We start from the raw sequence: 20,319 nt of genomic DNA on the forward strand, positions 1-20,319 counted from the left end.
CGTAGCCAGGTAAAAGGGTCGTGTTTTCAGTCATCGTTCGTTTTCTGGGTCAATTGCAAGATCTGTTGTAAAACAAGTTTTGTTTTAAGACAGATATTGTTGGATAAACGTTAAAATAGCTCGGTCTTCAAAGCGGCGAGCCAAGTCTTGAAGTTTTCGGGCAAACGGACGGTATTGAGGATCGAGCTGCTCGAAATAGGCCGCGCGATCGCGAATTCGCTTCATATTGCCCATCCTCGCGAAGTCGTACAGCACCTCAATTTCCGACGGTGGCGGCGGCACGATCGGTCTGCTGACCGCCCCCTCAGACGGTTCGGTTTCCACATCGATCGCTTCGTACACCCATTCGAGTTGCAGCTGCTCCCCGAGAGCCGCCAACAACAACTCGGCGTCGATGGGTTTGGCCACGAAGGCATCGCAACGGGAAATTCGACTCTGTCCGTCATAGTCGAGCAGACTGGCAGAAATCGCGATAATCGGGATCTCCTGAAGTTCGCTGTGGCAGCGAATCTCTTGTATCGCTTCAAACCCACTCATCACCGGCATAATTAAATCGGTGATAATGGTATCGGGTCGATGCTGGAGAGCTAACTGCAATTCTTGTTGGCCGTCTTCGGCCAAAATCATCTCAAACCCTAACGGCTCCAGTAGATTCAACAACACCAGGCGGCTCTCGAGTTTGTCGTCGGCGGCTAAAATACGGCGTCGTCGTCCTTGATAACCGACGATCCGTCCGACCCGAGATGAAGTAACTGAAGTCTTTGCCTGACTCGCTTCAAAGCTGACCTCGAACCAGAAGGTCGAACCCTCCCCAGGTCGGCTGCTCACTTGGAGTTGTCCTCCCATCAAGTCTACCAGTTGGCGGGAAATGGCTAAGCCTAACCCCGTTCCGGCCGCTCGACGCGTCGTATCTCCCACCTGCTCGAAGGGTTGGAAGATTTTCTCGAGTTGGTCTTCACTCATGCCAACCCCGGTGTCGATGACTTCAAAGCGAAGGGTGGCTTTGGCTCCCTCGCAAGCCGTTTGGGAAACTCGCAGAGTCACTTGGCCGGAGTCGGTGAATTTAACGGCGTTCCCCAGCAGGTTGATGAGGACTTGACGCAGGCGTTTTTCGTCGGTGTGAATCCCCACGGGTAAGTTAGGAGCAGCATCGCAGTCAAAGTAAATATCTTTTTCGATCGCTCGCATCCGAATAATCCCGGCGACACTGTCGAGAAACGCCGAGAGGTTCACTGTCGATGGATACAGTTCCATCTTGCGAGCTTCGATTTTCGAGAGGTCGAGGATGTCGTTAATCAACGTCAGCAAGTGTTTGCCACTTTGCCGAATGACGTTTAATCCTTCGCTAAAACGAGGAGTAAGGTTACGTTCCCGTTGGAGGATTTGTGCGTAGCCGAGGATGCCGTTGAGGGGGGTTCGTAACTCGTGGCTCATGTTGGAGAGAAACTCGCTTTTGGCCGCGTTGGCCGCGTCGGCCGCTTCTTTGGCCTGTTGGAGTTCGGCGGTGCGTTCTTCAACTTTTTGTTCGAGGGTGTGAGAGTAGTCCTCCAGTTGTTGGTTGGCACGTTCTAAGTTGCGGTAGAGAGTGGCGTTTTCAATGGCGATCGCGACTTGAGCGGTAAGGAGTTTCAGAACTTCTTGCAGGCGAGGGGGAAAAGCGGCAACAGTTCGATCGTTTTCTAAGTAGAGAATACCTAAAAAGCTCTCATGTTTGAGAATGGGCAAACACAAAATACTTTTAGGTTGGTGTTTTTGAATATAGCGATCGCTGCTCCAGCGTTCCTCTTGTGCAATATTGTCGTAGGTTAAGGCTTCGCAGAGATGGCGAACGTAACGAATCAGAGAAACGGGAACTTCAGTGCTGGTTTCGAGGGAATGTTGAGCAAACTGTTGTTGTTCTTTTAAAGTAGCCAGGGCTTCAACGCACCAGTGAGAATCAGTCGGTAAAATCAGAGCGCATTTCGTCGCTCCGGCATTTTCCATTAAAACGCCAGTGAGTTTAGCAATGAGTCGATCGCGTTGTAGTTCGCTTGAGATGATGTGGCAAGTTTTGAGGAGACTGGCTGCGTCGAGACCTTCGGAAGTGGTGCTACTGCTTGAAAGGTGAGATAGAGTACTTTGAGGAAAAAGTGGCGCGATGGTTTCTTGGGAAGCCAGCGGAGCATCTCGGCTAGTGATAATGGGTTGGAGTAGTTGAGGATATTGGGCTAACAGTCGCTCGGTTTTAGCGGTGGCTCCCCATCGTCCGTAACCCGAGTACGCTTCTTGCATATAACTGGCAGCACTTTTCAGGTTTCCTCGATCGAGGTAAAAGAGAGCGGCACGTTCGCTCGCTAGGGCTGCTTCGTGGATATAGTCGTTCGTAGTGGCCTCGGCAATGGCTCGGTCGAACAGTGCGATCGCTTCGAGGTCTTCACCTAAAATTCGATGTCGTTCTGCCTCGACTAGAGCAAATTTATGGGAATAGTTGCTGGGGGCGCAATCAGCCCAAATTTTCATTTTGTCTTGGTTTTGCTTGATTTTGTCTCGGTTTTTCAGGCGATCGTCCAAGTCGAGATTTGCATCGATTGCCAGTCGCGCTAAAGAATCGTAGAAATGAAAGACGGGAACGGCGAGGGCGGCGGTAACAGTTTCTAAATAGTCAGCGGCAGATTCAGAATAGCGGATGGCTAAATCGAATTCTCCAAATAGATAGGATAGAATAAGTTTGTTTAAATAAAAATAATGGAGTCCGTATCCATTTTTGTTTTCTAAATAAGTGGGCAGTAACTGCCTTTCATCGACCGCTTCTCCCACCAAACAACTAGGAGTGTCACTCTGAGCGATTAAATTTAAAGCTGTCTGTCGCGTCACTGCAATTAAATTGACTCCCATTTTTTGATGGAGTCGCTCGAGGTCTTGGCTCCACAGACTCATTTCCGGTTCGAGAGCCGTGAGTTCTTTTCCGATAAACAGTGAATACTGACAGATTTTAAACGCCGTGTAGCCGGCCCATTCAAACTCACCTGATTTCATGCCACATTGATATGCCCAACGCATCGGCTCGATCGTACTTTTGGCATGGTCTTTCCAATGAAAAACAAACCCTTCGAGAATGTCTAAGGTTCGAGATTGAATTGCTTTTTGGTTAAACTTGTCAAGTAATGTTAACGAAAGTTTACCAAATTGATAACCTAACTCAATGTCACCGACAATTCCACAGAGAATTTCGCCGTAAATTGCATAAGCTAAAGCCGACCAAGGAGAATTTCCATATCGAATTGACAACTTCACTTGTTCTAAAACGAGTAGTGGCATCAGATCGGGAAAAGACAGATAAACTGGAGGAAATAAGGTCGATAAAAGGCTCATGGCGGCGAGTTTTACCGGATCGGTCATTTCTGAAAAATCGAGTGCAGCCAACGGTTTTTTTCCAATAGGACTCGCCATCACTGTTTCAAGTTCGCGTTGCAGATCTGAAGGTTGAGGGATTTTAGGAAACACAATTCCTAAAATTTCGAGAGCGTGCAATCCGACTTTAATTCCTTCGTCGATACGATTTTGTGACGTGTAAGCTGTTATCTTAATTTCGTAAATTTTGATATTTTCGACAATATTTTTAGAGTTTTGTAAAACGCGATCGCCCAAAACCTCCATTTCCTCTAAGTTGCCGTTGAGATATGCTATCTCTGCTGCCAATTTATAAAGCGATAACGTGAGGGCGTATTGCCGAGACCAACCCTCAAAGCTGAGCAGTTCTATCCCTATATTCAAGTACGATTGTGCGGCGGAATAAGCGGTAGCTGATTTGGCTTTTTGTGCGGCTTTCAAGTTAAGCTGAGCGAGATAATCCCGTTCGACTTGTGTGGTTAATAATCTGTAACCAATATTCAACTGGCTGACGATGGAGAAGATCGTTTCTTCTTGCTTTTCTGATGGAGTTTTTTCAAGGAGCCGCCGCCCGATTTTGAGGTGAGTTACTTGTTTTTGCTCTTCTAGAATAAGTGAGTAGGCAGCCTGCTGAACGCGATCGTGTAAAAAACGATAGGTCACAGAGCGAACTGAAATACTATCAGTTTTCCTAAAATCGATCGATGTTTTATCTGCCTCTAAATGCTGAAAAAACTTATAAGATTCGCTCACTGGCAAAATCAAACCCGCTTGAAGTGCTACCCAAATTCGATCGGCGATCGCTTCTTCAGATACTTCACAAATTACCGATAACGTTTCGATTTCAAATTTGCTACCAATACAAGCTGCTAACTTTAACACATCTCGAGTCGTCTCGGGCAGTTTTTGTAAACTCTTGACAATGTATTCCACCACATTATCGGTAAGCGTTACCTCTCGTACGAGAGAAAGATCGCATTCCCAATGTCCCAAAGTCGAATTAAAGACGATGAGTTGCTCTTCGTAAAGTGTTGTGAGAAACTGGATGATAAAAAAGGGATTTCCTTGGGTTTTGAGTTCCACTAACTCCGTCAGCGGTCGAGCAGATTTTTTGTTACAACACAATGTTTCTGCAATCAAGAGATCGATCCGATCTCGTGTTAAAGGTTGCAGAGCCATTGTAGAAACAATGGCTCTATGCTCCTTAATTTTTTTAAGGCTCAACATTAATGGATGGGTAGGAGTAATTTCATTGTCGCGGTACGCTCCCAGCAATAATAAATACCCCGTACGATTTTCGATCGCCAACACTTCAATTAAAGCGAGCGAGGCTAAATCGACCCACTGTAAATCGTCTAAAAAAATGACTAGAGGATGCTCGGAGGTGGTGAAGACCTCAATAAATTTTTGAAAAAGTAAATTGAAGCGATTTTGAGCGGCATTACCCGACAGTTCGAGAACGGACGGTTGCGGTCCGATAATGTGTTCTAACTCGGGAATGACTTCGATGAGGACTCGACCGCTTTCTCCGACGGCGTCGAGAATTTTGGCTTTCCAGGCGACCAGTTCTTCGTCCGATTCACAAAGCAGTTGCTCCATTAAATCTCGAAAAGCTTGCACGAAGGCGCTCAGAGGAATATTACGGTTGAATTGGTCGAATTTGCCTTTAATGAAATACCCCCGTCGGGCGACGATGGGTTTGTGAACTTCGTTAATCACGGCGGTTTTGCCAATCCCCGAAAAACCCGCCACCAACATCATTTCTGTGACACCGCCAGCCACGCGCTCGAACGCCTCGAGTAACGATCGCACTTCGGCTTCTCGTCCGTAGAGCTTTTCGGGAATGGTAAAGCGATCGCACACATCTCGCTCTCCCAACTCAAAGGGTTCGATCGCTCCGGTTTCCTGCCACTGTTGCCAACATCGCTCGAGGTCGTATTTCAACCCCAACGCACTCTGATAGCGGTCTTCGGCGTTCTTGGCCATCAACTTGAGAACGATCGCCCGCACCGCCTCGGGAACCGAACTCCCGTCAGGAAACTTAGCCTCGCGAGCGATGTGACAATGCACTAACTCCATCGGATCGCTGGCAATAAAGGGGAGCTGTCCCGTCAGCAGCTCGTAAAAGGTAACGCCGAGGGAATAGAAATCGCTGCGGTAATCGATGCTGCGATTCATGCGTCCGGTTTGTTCGGGGGAAATATAAGCGAGGGTACCTTCGAGAACGTTCGGGTCGATCGGTTGTTGTTGTTCTTTGGGTAATTGGGAGGCGATCGAAAAATCGATCAGTTTCACTTGCTTGGTGTCGGGGTGAATGAGAATATTTGCCGGTTTGATGTCTTTATGAATCACCCGACTTCGATACAGTCCCTCGAGAATCTGTGCCAAAGCTATGGCAACGGGCAAAAATTTCCCCAGACTCAAAGGTTGCTGGGTGGCATAGTCCGACAAGGAAATCGCCCCTTCGTCGGGCATCACCAAAATGCAACTGTTTCGGTAATTCTCCAATGCCAGAGGCTCGACCACACCGGGACAATCGAGGTTTTTGGCAATGGCGTACTGGTTGCGGAAATTGACCAGTTCGCGGAAACTGGGATACTCGGCATCGAGCAGTTTGAGAATCACCGCTCGACCGTCGATCGCTCGCCGTCCCCGATAAACCAAGGTTCGAGAGCTAGAGTGCAACAGTTCGAGGTGACTGTAGCCAGGAAGAAGGGTCGTGTTTTCAGTCATCATTTGGGTTCTCCAGTTTCCACGGATCGAGATTGCGCGATGAAGGCTAAAAGCGCTCGGTCTTCAAAGCCACGAGCCAAGTCTTGAAGTTTTCGGGCAAACGGACGGTATCGATCGTCGAGCTGCTCGAGATAGACCGCGCGATCGCGAATTCGCTTCATATTGCCCATCCTCGCGAAGTCGTACAGCACCTCGATTTCCGACGGGGGCGGCGGCACGATCGGCCCGCAGACCGCCTCCTCTGACAGTTCGGTTTCCGCATCGATCGCTTCGTACACCCATTCGAGTTGCAGCTGCTCCCCGAGAGCCGCCAACAACAACTCGGCGTCGATGGGTTTGGCCACGAAGGCATCGCAACGGGAAATTCGACTCTGTCCGTCACGGTCGAGCAGACTGGCAGAAATCGCGATAATCGGGATCTCCTGAAGTTCGCTGTGACGACGAAGCTCCTGTATCGCTTCAAACCCACTCATCACCGGCATGATTAAATCGGTGATAATGGCGTCGGGTCGATGCTGGAGAGCTAACTGCAATTCCTGCTGGCCGTCTTCGGCCAAAATCATCTCAAACCCTAACGGCTCCAGTAGATTCAACAACACCAAGCGACTCTCGAGTTTGTCGTCGGCGGCTAAAATACAGCGTCGTCGTCCTTGGTAGCCGACAATGCGATCGCCGCTCGCCGATCGGGTGACGTTACGGTTGTCCTGCTTCGCTTCAAAGCTGACCTCGAACCAGAAGGTCGAACCTTCCCCGAGTCGGCTGCTCACCTGGAGCTGTCCTCCCATCAACTCCACCAGTTGCCGGGAAATGGCTAAGCCTAAACCCGTTCCGGCCGCTCGACGCGTCGTATCTCCCACCTGCTCGAAGGGTTGGAAGATTTTTTCGAGTTGGTCGTCGCTCATCCCCACTCCCGTATCGGCGATCTCAAAGCGAAGGGTGGCGATCGCTTCTCGGCGGGCAATTTGAGAAACTCGCAACGTCACTTGTCCGGAGTCGGTAAATTTAACGGCATTTCCCAGCAGGTTGATGAGAACTTGACGCAGGCGTTTTTCGTCGGTTTGAATCCCCACGGGTAAGTCGGGAGCAGCATCGCAGTCAAAGTAGATATCTTTTTCGATCGCTCGCATTTGGATGATGCCCACGACACTGTTGAGAAAGGCTGAGAGATTCACCGCCGACGGATACAGTTCCATCTTGCGAGCTTCGATTTTCGAGAGGTCGAGGATATCGTTAATCAACGTCAGCAAGTGCCGACCGCTTTGGCGGATGACGTTTAATCCTTCGCTAAAGCGAGGCGTGAGGTTGCGTTCTCGTTGGAGGATTTGCGCGTAGCCGAGGATGCCGTTGAGGGGGGTTCGTAACTCGTGGCTCATGTTGGAGAGAAACTCGCTTTTGGCCGCGTTGGCCGCATCGGCCGCTTCTTTGGCCTGTTGGAGTTCGGCGGTGCGTTCTTCAACTTTTTGTTCGAGGGTGTGAGAGTAGCTCTCTAGTTGTTGGTTCGCTTCTTCTAGATTGTGATAGAGCAGGGCGTTTTCGATGGAAATCGCGGCTTGCGAGCAGAAGAGGTTCAGAAGCTGTAGGCGATCGCCGGTAAAGGCATCTGTGGTCAGTTGGTTTTCCAGGTACAACACCCCGATACACTTGCCGCGATCGAGCAGCGGCATACAGAGAATGCTTTTGGGGGGATGCCGAACGAGATAGGAATCGGTGGAAAATTTGGTTTCGGCGATCGCGTCCTGAAGGATCAGAGGATCTTGGGTTCGCCAGACAGTATTGACGATACTAACGGGAACTTCTTGTTCGGGTTCGAGTGTGAGGGATTCTCCGAGAGAGGCGACTCGAATGGTTGGGTCGGCCTCGGTATAAGATGCCAGAGCGACCAATGCTAGGGTGTTTCGATGGGGCAGGAGTAACGCACTCTTGGAGGCTCCGGCATTTTCCATCACCACTTGCATCAATTGGGAAAGCAATCGTTCGAGTTGAATTTCCCCGGAAATGGCTTGGGAGGCTTTGATGGCGGAGGCTAAGTCTAGCGAACTGGTGGTACTGCTGGAGGTGACGGTTCCGGTACGGGTGGGAATCGAGGTCGTAGTGGTAAGCGATCGCGGGTTCGACTGTTGGAGTAAAGGTGCCAGCAGTTGAGGGTAACGGGTTGCTAAGTCTTCGACTTTGGCTTTAGCCCCCCAGCGGGCATAACTGTAATAGGCTTCGCTCATGTAGCTGGCCGCCACTTTGTCTTTGCCCCAGTCGAGGTAAAATTTGGCTGCCAGTTCGTTAGCCAGGGCTTCTTCTTGGATGTATTCGTTGGCTTTCGCACCGGCGATCGCGCGATCGTACAGTTCGATCGCCTCGGCTTTGTACCCTAAAACTTGACATTTTTCCGCTTCGACTAAATCGACTTTATGTTGATAGTTCGTCGGGGCGTAGTTTGCCCAGTGTTGTAGTTTTCTTTGGTTGCGCTCGACCTTCTGCAATCCCTCGTCAGTGTTGGTAGAAACTTCACCCAGCGAGGCGATCGTACTCAAGGACTCGTAAAAATAAAAGATGGGTTCGCCGATGGTTCCCATACCGCCCATCAAATAGTGCTGGCACTCGGCAGCGCGATCGCGAGCCGATTCGATTTCTCCGAATACGTAGCTCAGCATCAGTTTAGATAAATAGAAGAAATACAAGGCTGTGAATTCGCGAGATTCTAGCAGTTTTGGTAAAAACTCTGCTTCTTGAAGACCTTCTCCTGTTAAATAACTGGGACGTTCTGTCGCGTCCAGTAAATTTAAAGTCGATTGCCAATAAATGCGACACCAATTGACCGTTGTAAGCTGGTTGAATTGCATCAACGCTTGACAGTAGGCTTTCATTTCTGGCTCTAACGTAGAGAGAGGCTGGCCGCACCAAAATGAATGACAGCACAAAATTCCAGCACTATATCCGACGAATTCTAAATTGCCGACTTCTAGTCCTGACCTATAAGCTTCTTGGAGTAGCGGCAGCGTTTTTTGAATGTGAGAGTTTCGATGTAAAATAAAAAATCCAACGACAAATAAAGCTAGAGGCTTGACTGCATTTTTCTCTAGAGTAGAAACTAATTGAAGGGCGAGTTGACCGAACTGCACGCCCGTCTCTACATCTTTCAAGCGATTGCAAGCCAGAAGTCCATATCCTGCATATCCATGAATCGATTCGGGGATGTTTCCATATTGAATGGAAATTTCTACTGACAAACAAACCAGAAATGTATATAAAGAAGATCCTGAAATATAAGCCGCAGGCATGATATTATTAATCGTTTGGACGATCGCGATTTTTTCACGATCTGTCATAATGGGAAGACGAGCTAAGTCTTCAATTTTTCGACCCTCCAACTGTGTTTTAATCTCCGCAATTTTTTGCCGAAGATCGCTAGCTGTTGCATTTTGGGGGAACGTAATACCGAACTGTTCTAAAACTTCTAGAGCGACGGCGATCGCTTGTAGCGGTTTGTTTTGAGAGGTATACGCCTGAATTTTGATGCGATAAACGGCAATGCGATCGAGGATCGATTCAGTGCGATCGATAACCGTTTCGATAAATTGATTCATTGCCTCGAATTCGCCACACAGTAACGCAAATTCTGCGGCGAATTCGTGCAACTCTAAACTGATATCGTACTGCCGCAACCAAGCATTTTCTTGGAGTAATAAAATTCCGGTTCGAGCATAGCTGTAACCCGCTCGATAAGCCGTCGAACTGCGGGCTTTACGGCTAGCAACGAGATTGAGTCGTGCGAGTTCGTCTCGTTGTCTGAGATCGTTCATTAACGCAACGCCGTAGTTGAGTTGGCTGACAAGTTCGAAAATTCGCTCTTCTCGGGCGTCTGACGGTATCTTGTTGAGTAAACGTCGACCGATATGGTAGTGAGTGGTTTGTTTTTGAGAATCGGGAATGAGAGAATAGGCTGCTTGTTGGACGCGATCGTGTAGAAAGCGATAGCTGACGGTTGCTGACTGGGTAGTGGTATTGTTGAAATCTTTTTGGAAAAAGTTGTAAGCTTTGCCGATCGGCAGAACGAGTCCTTCTTGTACAGCCGGCCAAATTTCCGTAACGATTTCCTCTTCGTCCTTGTTACAAACAACTGATAAGGCTTCTAAATCGAAGCGATCGCCCAAGCAAGCTGCTAGCTTCAAACTTTCTCGTGCGGGTTCTGGTAGTTTTTGCAATCGCTCTACCATTAATGTTTCAATATTGTCAGTCAGTGCTGCATCACAAACTTGGGCGAGATCGCATTCCCAAAATCCGATCTCTGCATTAAAGACAATCAGTTTATCTTCATACAATTTATTCAAAAAATGAATACAAAAGAACGGATTACCTTGAGTCTTTTGATAAACTAATTCGCTTAAAGGCTGTGCGAGTTCTTGACTGCAATGAAGCGTTTCGGCAACCAAGCAATCGATATGATGTCGAGCTAAAGGCGGCAGTGCGATCGTGGAAACGATGGCTTTGTTTTTCTCCAACTCCGCTAAACTCAACATTAGAGGATGGGCGGGAGAGACTTCGTTATCCCGATAAGCTCCCAGCAAGAGTAAGTAACCGCTCCGATTTTCACCGAGCAACACTTTCATAAGGTCGATCGACGCCGAGTCTATCCATTGCAAGTCGTCTAAAAACATCACGAGAGGATGTTCGGGCGTCGTGAAAACCGCCATAAATTTCGACAAGAGCAAGTTAAAGCGGTTTTGAGCGGCGTTGCCAGACAGTTCGGGGACGGTCGGTTGCGGACCGATAATCTGTTCTAATTCGGGAATCACATCGATGAGAACTCGACCGTTATCTCCGACAGCCTCGAGAATCTCGACCTTCCAGACGGCCAGTTCGGCTTCTGAGTCGCCGAGCAGTTGTTCGATTAAGTCTCGAAAGGCTCGTACGAACCCTGAAAACGGAATGTTGCGATCGAGCTGGTCGAACTTTCCTCGGACGAAATACCCCCGGCGAGCCACGATGGGTTTGTGGATTTCGTTGACGACCGCAGTTTTACCGATGCCCGAGAAACCCGACACCAGCATGAGTTTGGTTCGGCCTTGGGAGACTCGCTCGAAGGCATCGAGCAAGGCTTGGATTTCGACTTCTCGTCCGTAGAGCTTTTCGGGAACGGCGAAGCGATCGCAGAGATCTCGCTTGCCTAACTCAAAGGGTTCGATCGCCCCTTTGTCTTCCCACTGTTGCCGACATCGCTCGAGATCGTATTTCAATCCCAACGCACTCTGATAGCGATCTTCGGCGTTCTTGGCCATCAATTTGAGAACGATCGACTGTATCGCCTCGGGGACGGGACTGCCGAGCGGAAACTTGACCCCGCGAGCGATGTGACAATGCACTAACTCCATCGGATCGGTAGCGATAAAGGGAAGTTGTCCGGTTAGGAGTTGGAAAAACGTAACGCCGAGGGAGTAGAAGTCGCTGCGGTAATCGAGACTCCGGTTTGTCCGTCCGGTTTGTTCTGGGGAAATGTAGGCCAGCGTTCCTTCGAGAACGTTGGGATTGGTGAGCTGTTGTTGTTCTTTGGGAAGTAGGGAGGCGATCGAGAAGTCGATCGGTTTCACTCTCCCGGTGTCGGGGCAAACGAGGATGTTGGCTGGCTTGATGTCTTTGTGGATGATTCGCTGCTGAGCGAGGAAATGCAGGGCTTCTGCTAGTTGAATGGCGATCGACAGAAAGTCGCTTGAGGAACGTGACGACTGTTGCCAGTAGTTAGACAAAGGAATCGCTCCCTCGTCGGGCATTATCAGAGCGTAACCGTTGCCGTAGCGTTCGAGGGCTAAGGGGCGAACGATATAGGGAGAGACGAGAGAACGGGTAATGACGTACTGGTTGCGGAACCGGACTAATTCGTTAAAGTTGGGGTTGGGGTTGCGTAAGACTTTGATAATGACGGGTCGGCTGTCTTGAGTCCGTTGTCCGCGATAGACCAGGGTGTGGTTTCCGGTATAGATAAGGTCGATTTCTCGATAGCCAGCTAAGTTAAGCATTCTCGTTACCAAACAATCCGTCAAATTGAGTATGAGTTTGCGCTCGTTCGGGAACAGAGCCGAAAACTCTCGAAGAAGCCTGAATTCTTAGAAGAGGCAGCGTCAAGGATGAAGGCTGGGTGAAGTTGCTGTGGCGATCGAAGAGCGATCGCTCGGTTGGGTTAGGGAGAGAGGAGCGATCGCTATCGAGGCTAAACGGCTCTCTTTTGAGGCAATTGAGAGATACATCTCGATTTGTAAAAGGATCTCTCGTTTTAAGCATCATGCGAAAAATTCAGTCCGGTGACTGACACAAAATGTAAACTTCATTTAAGTCAATAATTCTTGACATATTAAAGAACGTGGATCGGGTGCGTCTCACTTTTGCCAAAACATGAATTTGGGGTAGATTGGGTTTCGGCTTCGCTCGACCCAACAGCCGCTCGTTCGATTACGAAAGCTCGTATCCGATGAATTTACATTTTGGAGATGCACCTAAGTAGATCGCCTTCGAGCTGACTGTCAGTTGTGTACGATCTGTCATCCCTAAGTTCTTAATAGCATTAAATAAAAGATCTCTGCAATACAGTAGCTCTGCGAACTAAGTTGTTTGACTGACATAAATCGTAAAAAGTTATGCTGCAAGGTCGCAAAGTATGTTTGTTTCGTTGTGTTACAAATTCACAAAACGAGATACTTGTATTTTTACGGAATTTGAACTAAAATATTATGCGTACGATCGCTACTGGTTTATAAGTAAATTTGCGGATGCACGGCTCCGTAAATTTACAATCCTGTTGTACTATTTAAAATATATTATAATTCGATCGAAATAACTCACTCGAATTGTTTTTTTCGATCGCAAAAAATATCTATAGCAACCCTAAATCAGTTGTGTAACAAAATCTGGACAAAAAGGGAATCGGGAACGGGGAACGGGGAATCAGATTTTTTCTGGTGTTTTAATTTTTGAGGACTCATTTGGCACTGCTATATAAATTTCTATGATTTTTGCCTATACAATTTAGATTATACGAACAAAAAAATGTATTGCATCCATTTAAAAATATTAAAGATTTTGGCTATTTTAAAATTTCAAATAAACGAAAAATTTAAAAATATCAACAAAAATAAATGCAAAGATTGCAAATCTGAATCTCACACAATGCTTTTTCATCGGGTGCATCTCACTTTTGTAAAAATATGAGTTTGAGGTAGGTTGGACTTCGGCCTCGCTCAGTCCATGGGTGGCGCGATCGCGAAACCCAACAACAGCTCAATTCATTGCAGAGACACCGATCTGATAAATTTACATTTTTGAGATGCACCCTTTTCATCTTCCGGATCTTCAAAGTTTGAGGTGATAAGTGGATTTTATGCCCGGTCAAAACCCTTGCTGTCGGGGCGTCATGGCAATGCGCCCCGATTCAATTTCGTATTATTCATAACAAATTACACCGTAATCTCAGGAGACCCCATCTTCCGACCCGAATCACTGTGTCTGGTGTGGTGAAGAATTTTGGAATCCAAGCTTAATCCAAGCTTATGGAAAACGGATTCCGTATAGCCCTCTTCTGTCATTTTTGGAATGAAAATTACGATCGCAGTCGTTTAATACCTGTTGAGGAAAGAGCTTGAGAAATATTTCGACTCGAACTCTAATCGAAGATTGGATAAACAGGCTCAAGGAAGCTGACAGTGCTGTGGATGCCGCACGCGTCGCTTTTCCACCCCGAGCTAAAGTGACAGGGCGATCGAACTCCCGACTATTCACGTATGCCGCGATCCTGTCAGATCGGACGAACAAAAACTCGGTTCTGTCACCGAATACGGAATCCGCCAACCGTACCCCCTTTATCAGCACTCTACCTAAATCGCGTTAAGTCTTGGGATATGGGGACTTTTTAGCCAGAGCCGCAACATCGAGGTTGCCGAACTGGATTCCGTATCGCGGGGTTTCCAAGGGACGTTGGAGCGTCCCTACAGGACTAATCCCAATCCCAACAACACGCCACTGGCAAAGTGCAAGTTGACGGCGATAAACTTGCAGTTACTGACGAGTTCGGGGCGATCGTGGTTTTCCCCCACGTGCTGCACTAACTGCACCGCCAGCGGAAGACTTGCCAAACACAGTAACGTCCAGGGCGAGACGCTGCCCGATATCACTGCGATCGCCACCGCACCGAACATCGTGCCGCTGAGCCAGGGTAACACCTTCGCCCCCCGTTCGGTACCCAGGCGTACGATGGGCGATCGCTTCCCAGCGGCCAAGTCGTCTTCGACTTGGTGAAAATGAGAACAAAACAAAATCAAACTCGTGGCCAGTCCCACGAACGTCGAAGTGGCTACAAACGGCAGCGGGTTCGCTAACAGTCCCGCCCAGCTTTGGGTTTGGCTGTAATACGCCGCCGCCAGTGCCATCGGCCCGAAGGTGACGAAACAGATCGATTCGCCGAGACCGTGATATCCCAGGCGAAACGGCGGCCCCTGGTAGCTGTAACCCAAGGCGCAGCAGGCGAGAACGATTTCGAGGACGGTGAGATCCCGCTGCCACACGGCGATGGCGAAAATCCCTGCAATCCCCAGCGCTAAAAAGAGGTTAGACATCCAAAAAATCAGCGATCGATTCCCCGTTAAATTCACCAGAGAATGAGCTTTATTTTTATCGATGCCTGTATCCGAGTCAAACACATCGTTACTGAGATTTAACCAGGCAAGAATTAAAATGGCAGAAATTAAAAATGTAGAAAACGATCGCACCTCGAGACGATGGGTTTCCGCAACGGCTACCGCCGTCCCCACCCAAATCGGAATCACCGCTACGGTGTACATGGGTGGTTTGATAGCCGCAAACCAGAGTTTTGATGTGTTTGGAGCCTGTGAAGGATCGGATAGCGTTGTCATTTTGTGAATTTTAGTTGTTTTGATTTTTCGCTTTCTGAAGTCTTTTGTATTCTATCAATGGTTCTTAAACCAACGGTAGACACCTTTGGAAAAAGCCCTCAAACTGTCTGAAACCCACACCTCTGCTTTCTCCTTTCCCCCGGTGCGATCGCCTCCCTCGACCCCCTTAAACCCCGCGTTTTCCAGGTATCAGTGGTAATTTGGTACTCAGGCGGCGAGTCTGACGGGACATCTGCGCCAAACTCCCCTACCGGACTGGCGACCCGTTCGCAGCAGTCGGACGCCGTTCTTAGTTTAATAAAACTTTACATCCGTCCGGTTCATGGCAGTTAAACCCAATCCGACAAAACTTTTTCAAACTTGTCAAGACCTCGAAGCATTTCTTTTCAATTGTCAGAAAAGATCCCTTGAAAAATGTCAACCGCACTGGATCAGTCTGTCGTGGGAACTGCCCGCGATCGATCCCCTGGTGGCCTTTTCCCGCCTCTTCGACGGCGGAGAACAACTTTTTTACCTGGAAAACCCCAACCAAAACACCGCTGTCGCGGCTGTCGGAACTGCCTGTCATCTCAACGTAGACGACAAAAACCGCTTTGACGTGGCGCGGGAATTTGTCGAAACCTGCCTCGATCGCGCCATTGTGGGCGGAGACAGCCAATCCCCCGACAGTGGAATGCGCTTTTTTTGTAGCTTCACCTTCTTCGAGCGTACCAGCGATCGCGACGCCCCATTTCCCGCCGCGACCGTCTTCCTCCCTCGCTGGCAAATTTCTCGACGCGGCCGCCACAGTACCGCCGTCTGCAACCTCCGTCTCGACGCCAACAGCAACCTCGATCGCCTCACCCGTCAAATTTGGCGCGTCTTGCGCGACCTGCGATCGCTCGGATGTCGCAGCCTGACCCAGCGTTCCCCCAAACGCAGCCAAACGGACTTCCGCTATATCGATCGCTTCAAACAATCCGTCGAAAAAGCCCTCGACGCGATCGCCACCCAATCCCTTCAAAAAGTCGTTCTCTCCCACGCCATCGACCTGCAAGCCCCCTCGCCATACCACCTCACCGGAACCCTCAACAACCTACGTCACCTCTACCCCGACTGCTACACCTTCGCCGTCGGAAACGGTCGCGGCCAACAGTTTATCGGCGCCAGTCCCGAACGCCTCCTACAAATTCGCGACGGGGAACTCCTCGCCGACGCCCTGGCCGGATCTGCACCCCGAGGCATCACCACCACCGCCGACGCCCACCTCGCCAACAGCCTGCTGTGCAATCCCAAAGAACTCCACGAACATCGAGTGGTGTTGCACTTCATCCAAGAACACCTGCAAGACCTCGGTTTGACCTTGCACCCGATTCCCCCGATGCGCCTGTTGCAACTATCCAACATCCAACATCTGTGGACGCCCGTACAAGCCACCGTTCCCGACGGCGTACATCCGTTGCAAGTTCTCGAACGCCTGCACCCGACGCCCGCCGTGGCGGGGGTTCCCCGTTCCCTCGCCTGCGACGCCATTCGCCAATGGGAACCGTTCGATCGCCAACTTTACGCCGCCCCCCTCGGTTGGCTAGACGGCGATGGAAACGGCGAGTTCGTCGTGGGAATTCGATCGGCTCTCCTCGACGGCGATCGCGCCCGTCTCTACGCCGGAGCGGGGATCGTCCACGGTTCCGACCCCGAAAAAGAACTCGCCGAAATTCAACTCAAATTCCAAGCCCTTCTGAAAGCGTTGGCTTAGAAGAGGGGGAGAAAGGGAGAGGGGGAGCAGGGGAGAAACTGTCAACTGTCTCCACTGTTGACTGCTCACTGTTGACTGCTCACTGTAAAAGGCTGGTGACTGAAACACTGTTCACTGTTCACTGTAAAAGGTGACTGTCTTCATCACCCGGTACATGGGCGATATGAACGATACCGTCCCCTTGATTGACTAGGGGATTCTGGGTTATCCCCACGATCGCCCCGTGACAGGGGGCGACGACTTTCGCGCCGATATTGCCGAAAACATCGACGATGACGCCGAGTTTTTGCTTTTTGACTACCTTCTGCCCTAATTCTACGTTCAGGAGCAAAATTCCCCCCATCGGCGATCGAATCCATTGGGTTTTTCGCACTTCCACCGGGGCGAAGGGTAACGGGTGCAGTTGCGTTTCGTACATCTTTAGGGCGTTCATCACCCGCAACACCCCTTCGACGCCGACTTCGATGGCCTGGCGATCGAAGCGCAAGGCTTCCCCCGCTTCGTACAACAACACCGGAATTCCCTGCTGTGTGGCCGCTTGACGAAGCGAACCGTCGCGAATCGTCGAATGAATCACCACCGGAACGCCAAACGCCATCGCACAACGATAGGTTTCCGAGTCGTCCAAGTTGGCGCGGATTTGGGGTAAATTGGTGCGGTGGTCTGAGGCAGTATGTAAGTCGATGCCGTGGGTGGAGTGGTGGACGACCTCTTTCATGAACAAACTGGCCAGTCGCGAGGCCAGAGACCCCCTCGGAGAACCGGGAAACGAGCGATTTAAATCGCGGCGATCGGGTAAATATCGCGATTGTTCGATAAAGCCAAAGACGTTGACCACCGGGACGGCGATTAAGGTACCGCGAAGCTGTTCGGGAACCACGCGATCGAGAACTCGCCGTACGATTTCGACCCCGTTGATTTCGTCTCCGTGAATCGCCGCACTCAGCCACAATACCGGCCCGGTTTCGGAGCCGTTTACGACGGTGACGGGGAGAGAAATCGGGGTTTGCGTGGCCAGTCGCGCCACGGGAAGTTCGAGTTGAACGCGGGAAACGGCGGGAACGGTGGTGTCTCCGATATCGATCGCGTTAGCAGCACGTAAATCTTGCAAGCGGTCTTCCATGAAGCGTTTGAAGTCGAGAAATCGTGGATTTGTGAGTGTTTAGATGTTCGAGTTTCACCTGATAGCTTTTTACGATAACAATTTTTTCCGAGGGTCTGTCTGCGTTTGCGAGATACTCTCCGCCAGATATCCAGTCTCGTCGCCTGACTCAAACCGTTCTCGATCGACCGGACTCTAATAATGTTCGCGTCTCTCTAAGATGAATTTCTCGTTCGTTACTTTGGGTTAAAATACGTATCGATTTTAATTCAATATCCTCGTTTAAAGCTCGATAAACGATCGTGACAAACTATAAAAAATACAGTATTTTAAAGTTCAAAAAATATCGAAATACAACTCGAGACACCAAAGTCCTTGCGATTTGATGTCCGATCCTCTTAAAATGAAAAAATATTGTGGAATTAAAACGACCCGATCGCACAGTCCCAAACCTGAAGAACCGCGATAAGTTTAAAATTCCACATCAACACTTATCCAGCAATCGATCGCCATCTCGCGCCATGTGGAATCTCGAAGCCTTCAGCGTGCGCCCCGACTTTTACTTTCAAATTGCCTTTACCCTCGTCGTCAGTGGAATTTTCTTCTGGCAAGTATGGGTTGCGTGGAAAGCCGTGCGCCGCTAATCCCAATCAATGCAACAACACCGCGATCGCACGGACGACTCGCTGTCGCCTCCCTCCCCTGAAGTCCCCCTCCAAACCGTGTATCTCGTCGGGGCGGGACTCGGTGACGTGGGCTATCTCACCGTTCGCGGAAAAGACGTACTGCGTCGTGCCGAAGTCTTGATTTACGACGCCCTCGCCGACGATCGCCTGTTAGAGTGGGTGTCGTCCGACTGTCTTTGTCTCAACGTCGGAAAGCGAGGCGGACGACCGAGTACCCCCCAATCAGAGATCGATCGCCTCCTCGTCGCCTACTGCTTACAAGGACGGCGAGTCGTGCGTCTCAAAGCCGGAGATCCCTTCGTTTTCGGGCGCAGCGCCTCAGAAATCCGCGCCCTGCGACAAGCCCACTGTCCCTTCGATATCGTCCCCGGAATTTCGTCCGCTCTCGCCGCCCCACTCCTGGCCGGAATTCCCCTGACCGACGCCGCCCTCAGTTCGGGATTCGCCGTTTTCAGCGGTCACGATCCCGACAAACTCCCCTGGGACGCCCTCGCCCAACTCGAAACCCTCGTGTTTTTAATGGGACGTCGCCGACTTGAAGAAATCTGCGATCGCCTTCTCCGTCGCGGAAAATCGCCCCAGACTCCCATCGCCCTCGTCAGTTGGGCCGGTCGTCCCCAACAGTCCGTTTGCACCGGAACGTTAGAGAATATAGTCAAACGCACTGCGGGACAACCTCCCTCGCCGACCGTTATCGTCATCGGCAAAGTCGTGCAGTTACGTGAGGAATTCCGAGATTTTGAGGAGTTTATGGCCACGAAAACCGGTCTTTTAGCTGGAAAAACCATTTTAGTCACGCGATCGAGCGGACAGTCGAGCAATTTTCAAACCCTGTTAACCGACGCCGGGGCGAACGCCCTTTCTACCCCCGCCTTAGAAATCGGGCCGCCGTCGAGTTGGGACGAATTAGACCGAGCGATCGATCGCGTATCTCAATTCGACTGGGTGGTGTTTTCCTCCAGTAACGGCGTCGAATACCTGCTCGATCGCTTACAAGAAAAAGGTCGAGACGTTCGCAGCCTCGGCGGACTCAAAATTGCCGTCGTCGGTCGCAAAACCGCCAAAATCCTCGAACAACGCGGGTTCAACGCCGACTTTATCCCCCCCGACTTCGTCGCCGATTCCCTCGTCGAGAACTTCCCCGAACCCGTCGCCGGAAAGACCTTCCTCTGTCCCCGCGTCGAAACCGGCGGACGTACCCTATTGGGAAAACAGTTTACCGAAGCCGGAGCGATCGTCGAAATGGTTCCCGCTTACGAATCCCGCTGTCCCGCGTCCCTCGAACCCGCCGCCCTCAACGCCTTACGTCGTAGAACCGTCGATGTCGTCACCTTCGCCAGTTCCAAAACCGTGAGAAACTTCGCAAAACTCGTCAACGATGCTGGGGAGATTTCCTTAGACAACGTGGCCTTGGCCTCCATCGGTCCCCAAACCACCGAAAGCTGTCTGTCCACCTTCGGACGCTGCGACATCGAAGCCGAAGAATACACTATCGAAGGTCTGTATCGAGCGATCGTCCGTTGGGTTAACGCTTAGGTGAGGAGACGAGAAACGTAGGGTGTCGTGACGCGGGGCTAAAAATCCCGTCGAAGTCAGGAAAAAGCACTTCCCGCCTCACGCACCGCCCCCACCAGAAAATGGAGAGAAAAGGATTTCTCACGTTGAGTTGACATCCTCACCGCCCTGGAAGGACGGTGATTCCCAAACCTCGCGATTTGGGTTCCTGCTTCCTTCTCTCTCGAGTTTTTCGCAGTTGCTCTCCGGATCGAGATCCTTCAAGTCTTACACTCGCTTCACAGGCTGTAA

Annotated in this window: 7 protein-coding genes; 3 read left to right on the top strand and 4 right to left on the bottom strand. The window is 50.2% G+C overall.

Annotation, left to right across the window (positions count from 1 at the left end; all coding sequences use genetic code 11):
* Positions 1-84 precede the first annotated feature (84 nt).
* The 3 genes from POG22_RS24325 to menA form a co-directional block, all read right to left on the bottom strand.
* Complete coding sequence (locus tag POG22_RS24325) at positions 85-6,105, bottom strand: hybrid sensor histidine kinase/response regulator (protein WP_498907445.1); 6,021 nt, start codon at positions 6,103-6,105, stop codon at positions 85-87.
* Positions 6,102-12,107 (bottom strand): hybrid sensor histidine kinase/response regulator, encoded by a 6,006-nt coding sequence (locus POG22_RS24330; protein ID WP_498907446.1) that lies wholly within the window; start codon positions 12,105-12,107, stop codon positions 6,102-6,104. Before POG22_RS24330 ends, POG22_RS24325 begins: the two co-directional genes overlap by 4 nt.
* Positions 12,108-14,066: 1,959 nt before the next feature.
* The gene (gene menA / locus POG22_RS24335; RefSeq protein WP_063717708.1) at positions 14,067-14,990 is read right to left on the bottom strand and encodes a 2-carboxy-1,4-naphthoquinone phytyltransferase; all 924 of its coding nucleotides are present in this window, start codon (positions 14,988-14,990) and stop codon (positions 14,067-14,069) included.
* Between the two features lie 322 nt (positions 14,991-15,312).
* Here menA and POG22_RS24340 point away from each other — a divergent pair, with 322 nt between their 5' ends.
* Complete coding sequence (locus tag POG22_RS24340) at positions 15,313-16,725, top strand: isochorismate synthase (protein ID WP_063717709.1); 1,413 nt, start codon at positions 15,313-15,315, stop codon at positions 16,723-16,725.
* Positions 16,726-16,843: 118 nt separating this feature from the next.
* On the opposite strand, the gene POG22_RS24345 is transcribed toward POG22_RS24340, so the two are convergent.
* Entirely contained in the window at positions 16,844-17,848 is a 1,005-nt protein-coding gene (locus POG22_RS24345) for a succinylglutamate desuccinylase/aspartoacylase family protein (protein WP_063717710.1), read from the bottom strand.
* Between the two features lie 395 nt (positions 17,849-18,243).
* Between POG22_RS24345 and POG22_RS24350 the strand changes: the two genes are divergently transcribed.
* Both POG22_RS24350 and cobA read left to right on the top strand, forming a co-directional pair.
* Positions 18,244-18,471, top strand: a complete 228-nt coding sequence (locus tag POG22_RS24350; protein ID WP_498907447.1) for a hypothetical protein — start codon at positions 18,244-18,246, stop codon at positions 18,469-18,471.
* A gap of 9 nt (positions 18,472-18,480) precedes the next feature.
* Positions 18,481-20,049: a uroporphyrinogen-III C-methyltransferase gene (cobA, locus tag POG22_RS24355; protein ID WP_498907448.1), complete on the top strand. Its 1,569-nt coding sequence runs from the start codon at positions 18,481-18,483 to the stop codon at positions 20,047-20,049.
* Positions 20,050-20,319: the final 270 nt, after the last annotated feature.

The sequence above is a fragment of the Geitlerinema sp. CS-897 genome (assembly GCF_028368005.1).
In the GTDB taxonomy this organism is placed as follows: domain Bacteria; phylum Cyanobacteriota; class Cyanobacteriia; order Cyanobacteriales; family Geitlerinemataceae; genus Baaleninema; species Baaleninema simplex.

Coding starts and splice junctions, on each gene's coding strand:
- POG22_RS24325 (WP_498907445.1), bottom strand. CDS start 6,105: ATGATGACTGAAAACACGACCCTTCTTCCTGGCTACAGTCACCTCGAA.
- POG22_RS24345 (WP_063717710.1), bottom strand. CDS start 17,848: ATGGAAGACCGCTTGCAAGATTTACGTGCTGCTAACGCGATCGATATC.
- cobA (WP_498907448.1), top strand. CDS start 18,481: ATGCAACAACACCGCGATCGCACGGACGACTCGCTGTCGCCTCCCTCC.
- menA (WP_063717708.1), bottom strand. CDS start 14,990: ATGACAACGCTATCCGATCCTTCACAGGCTCCAAACACATCAAAACTC.
- POG22_RS24330 (WP_498907446.1), bottom strand. CDS start 12,107: ATGCTTAACTTAGCTGGCTATCGAGAAATCGACCTTATCTATACCGGA.
- POG22_RS24340 (WP_063717709.1), top strand. CDS start 15,313: ATGGCAGTTAAACCCAATCCGACAAAACTTTTTCAAACTTGTCAAGAC.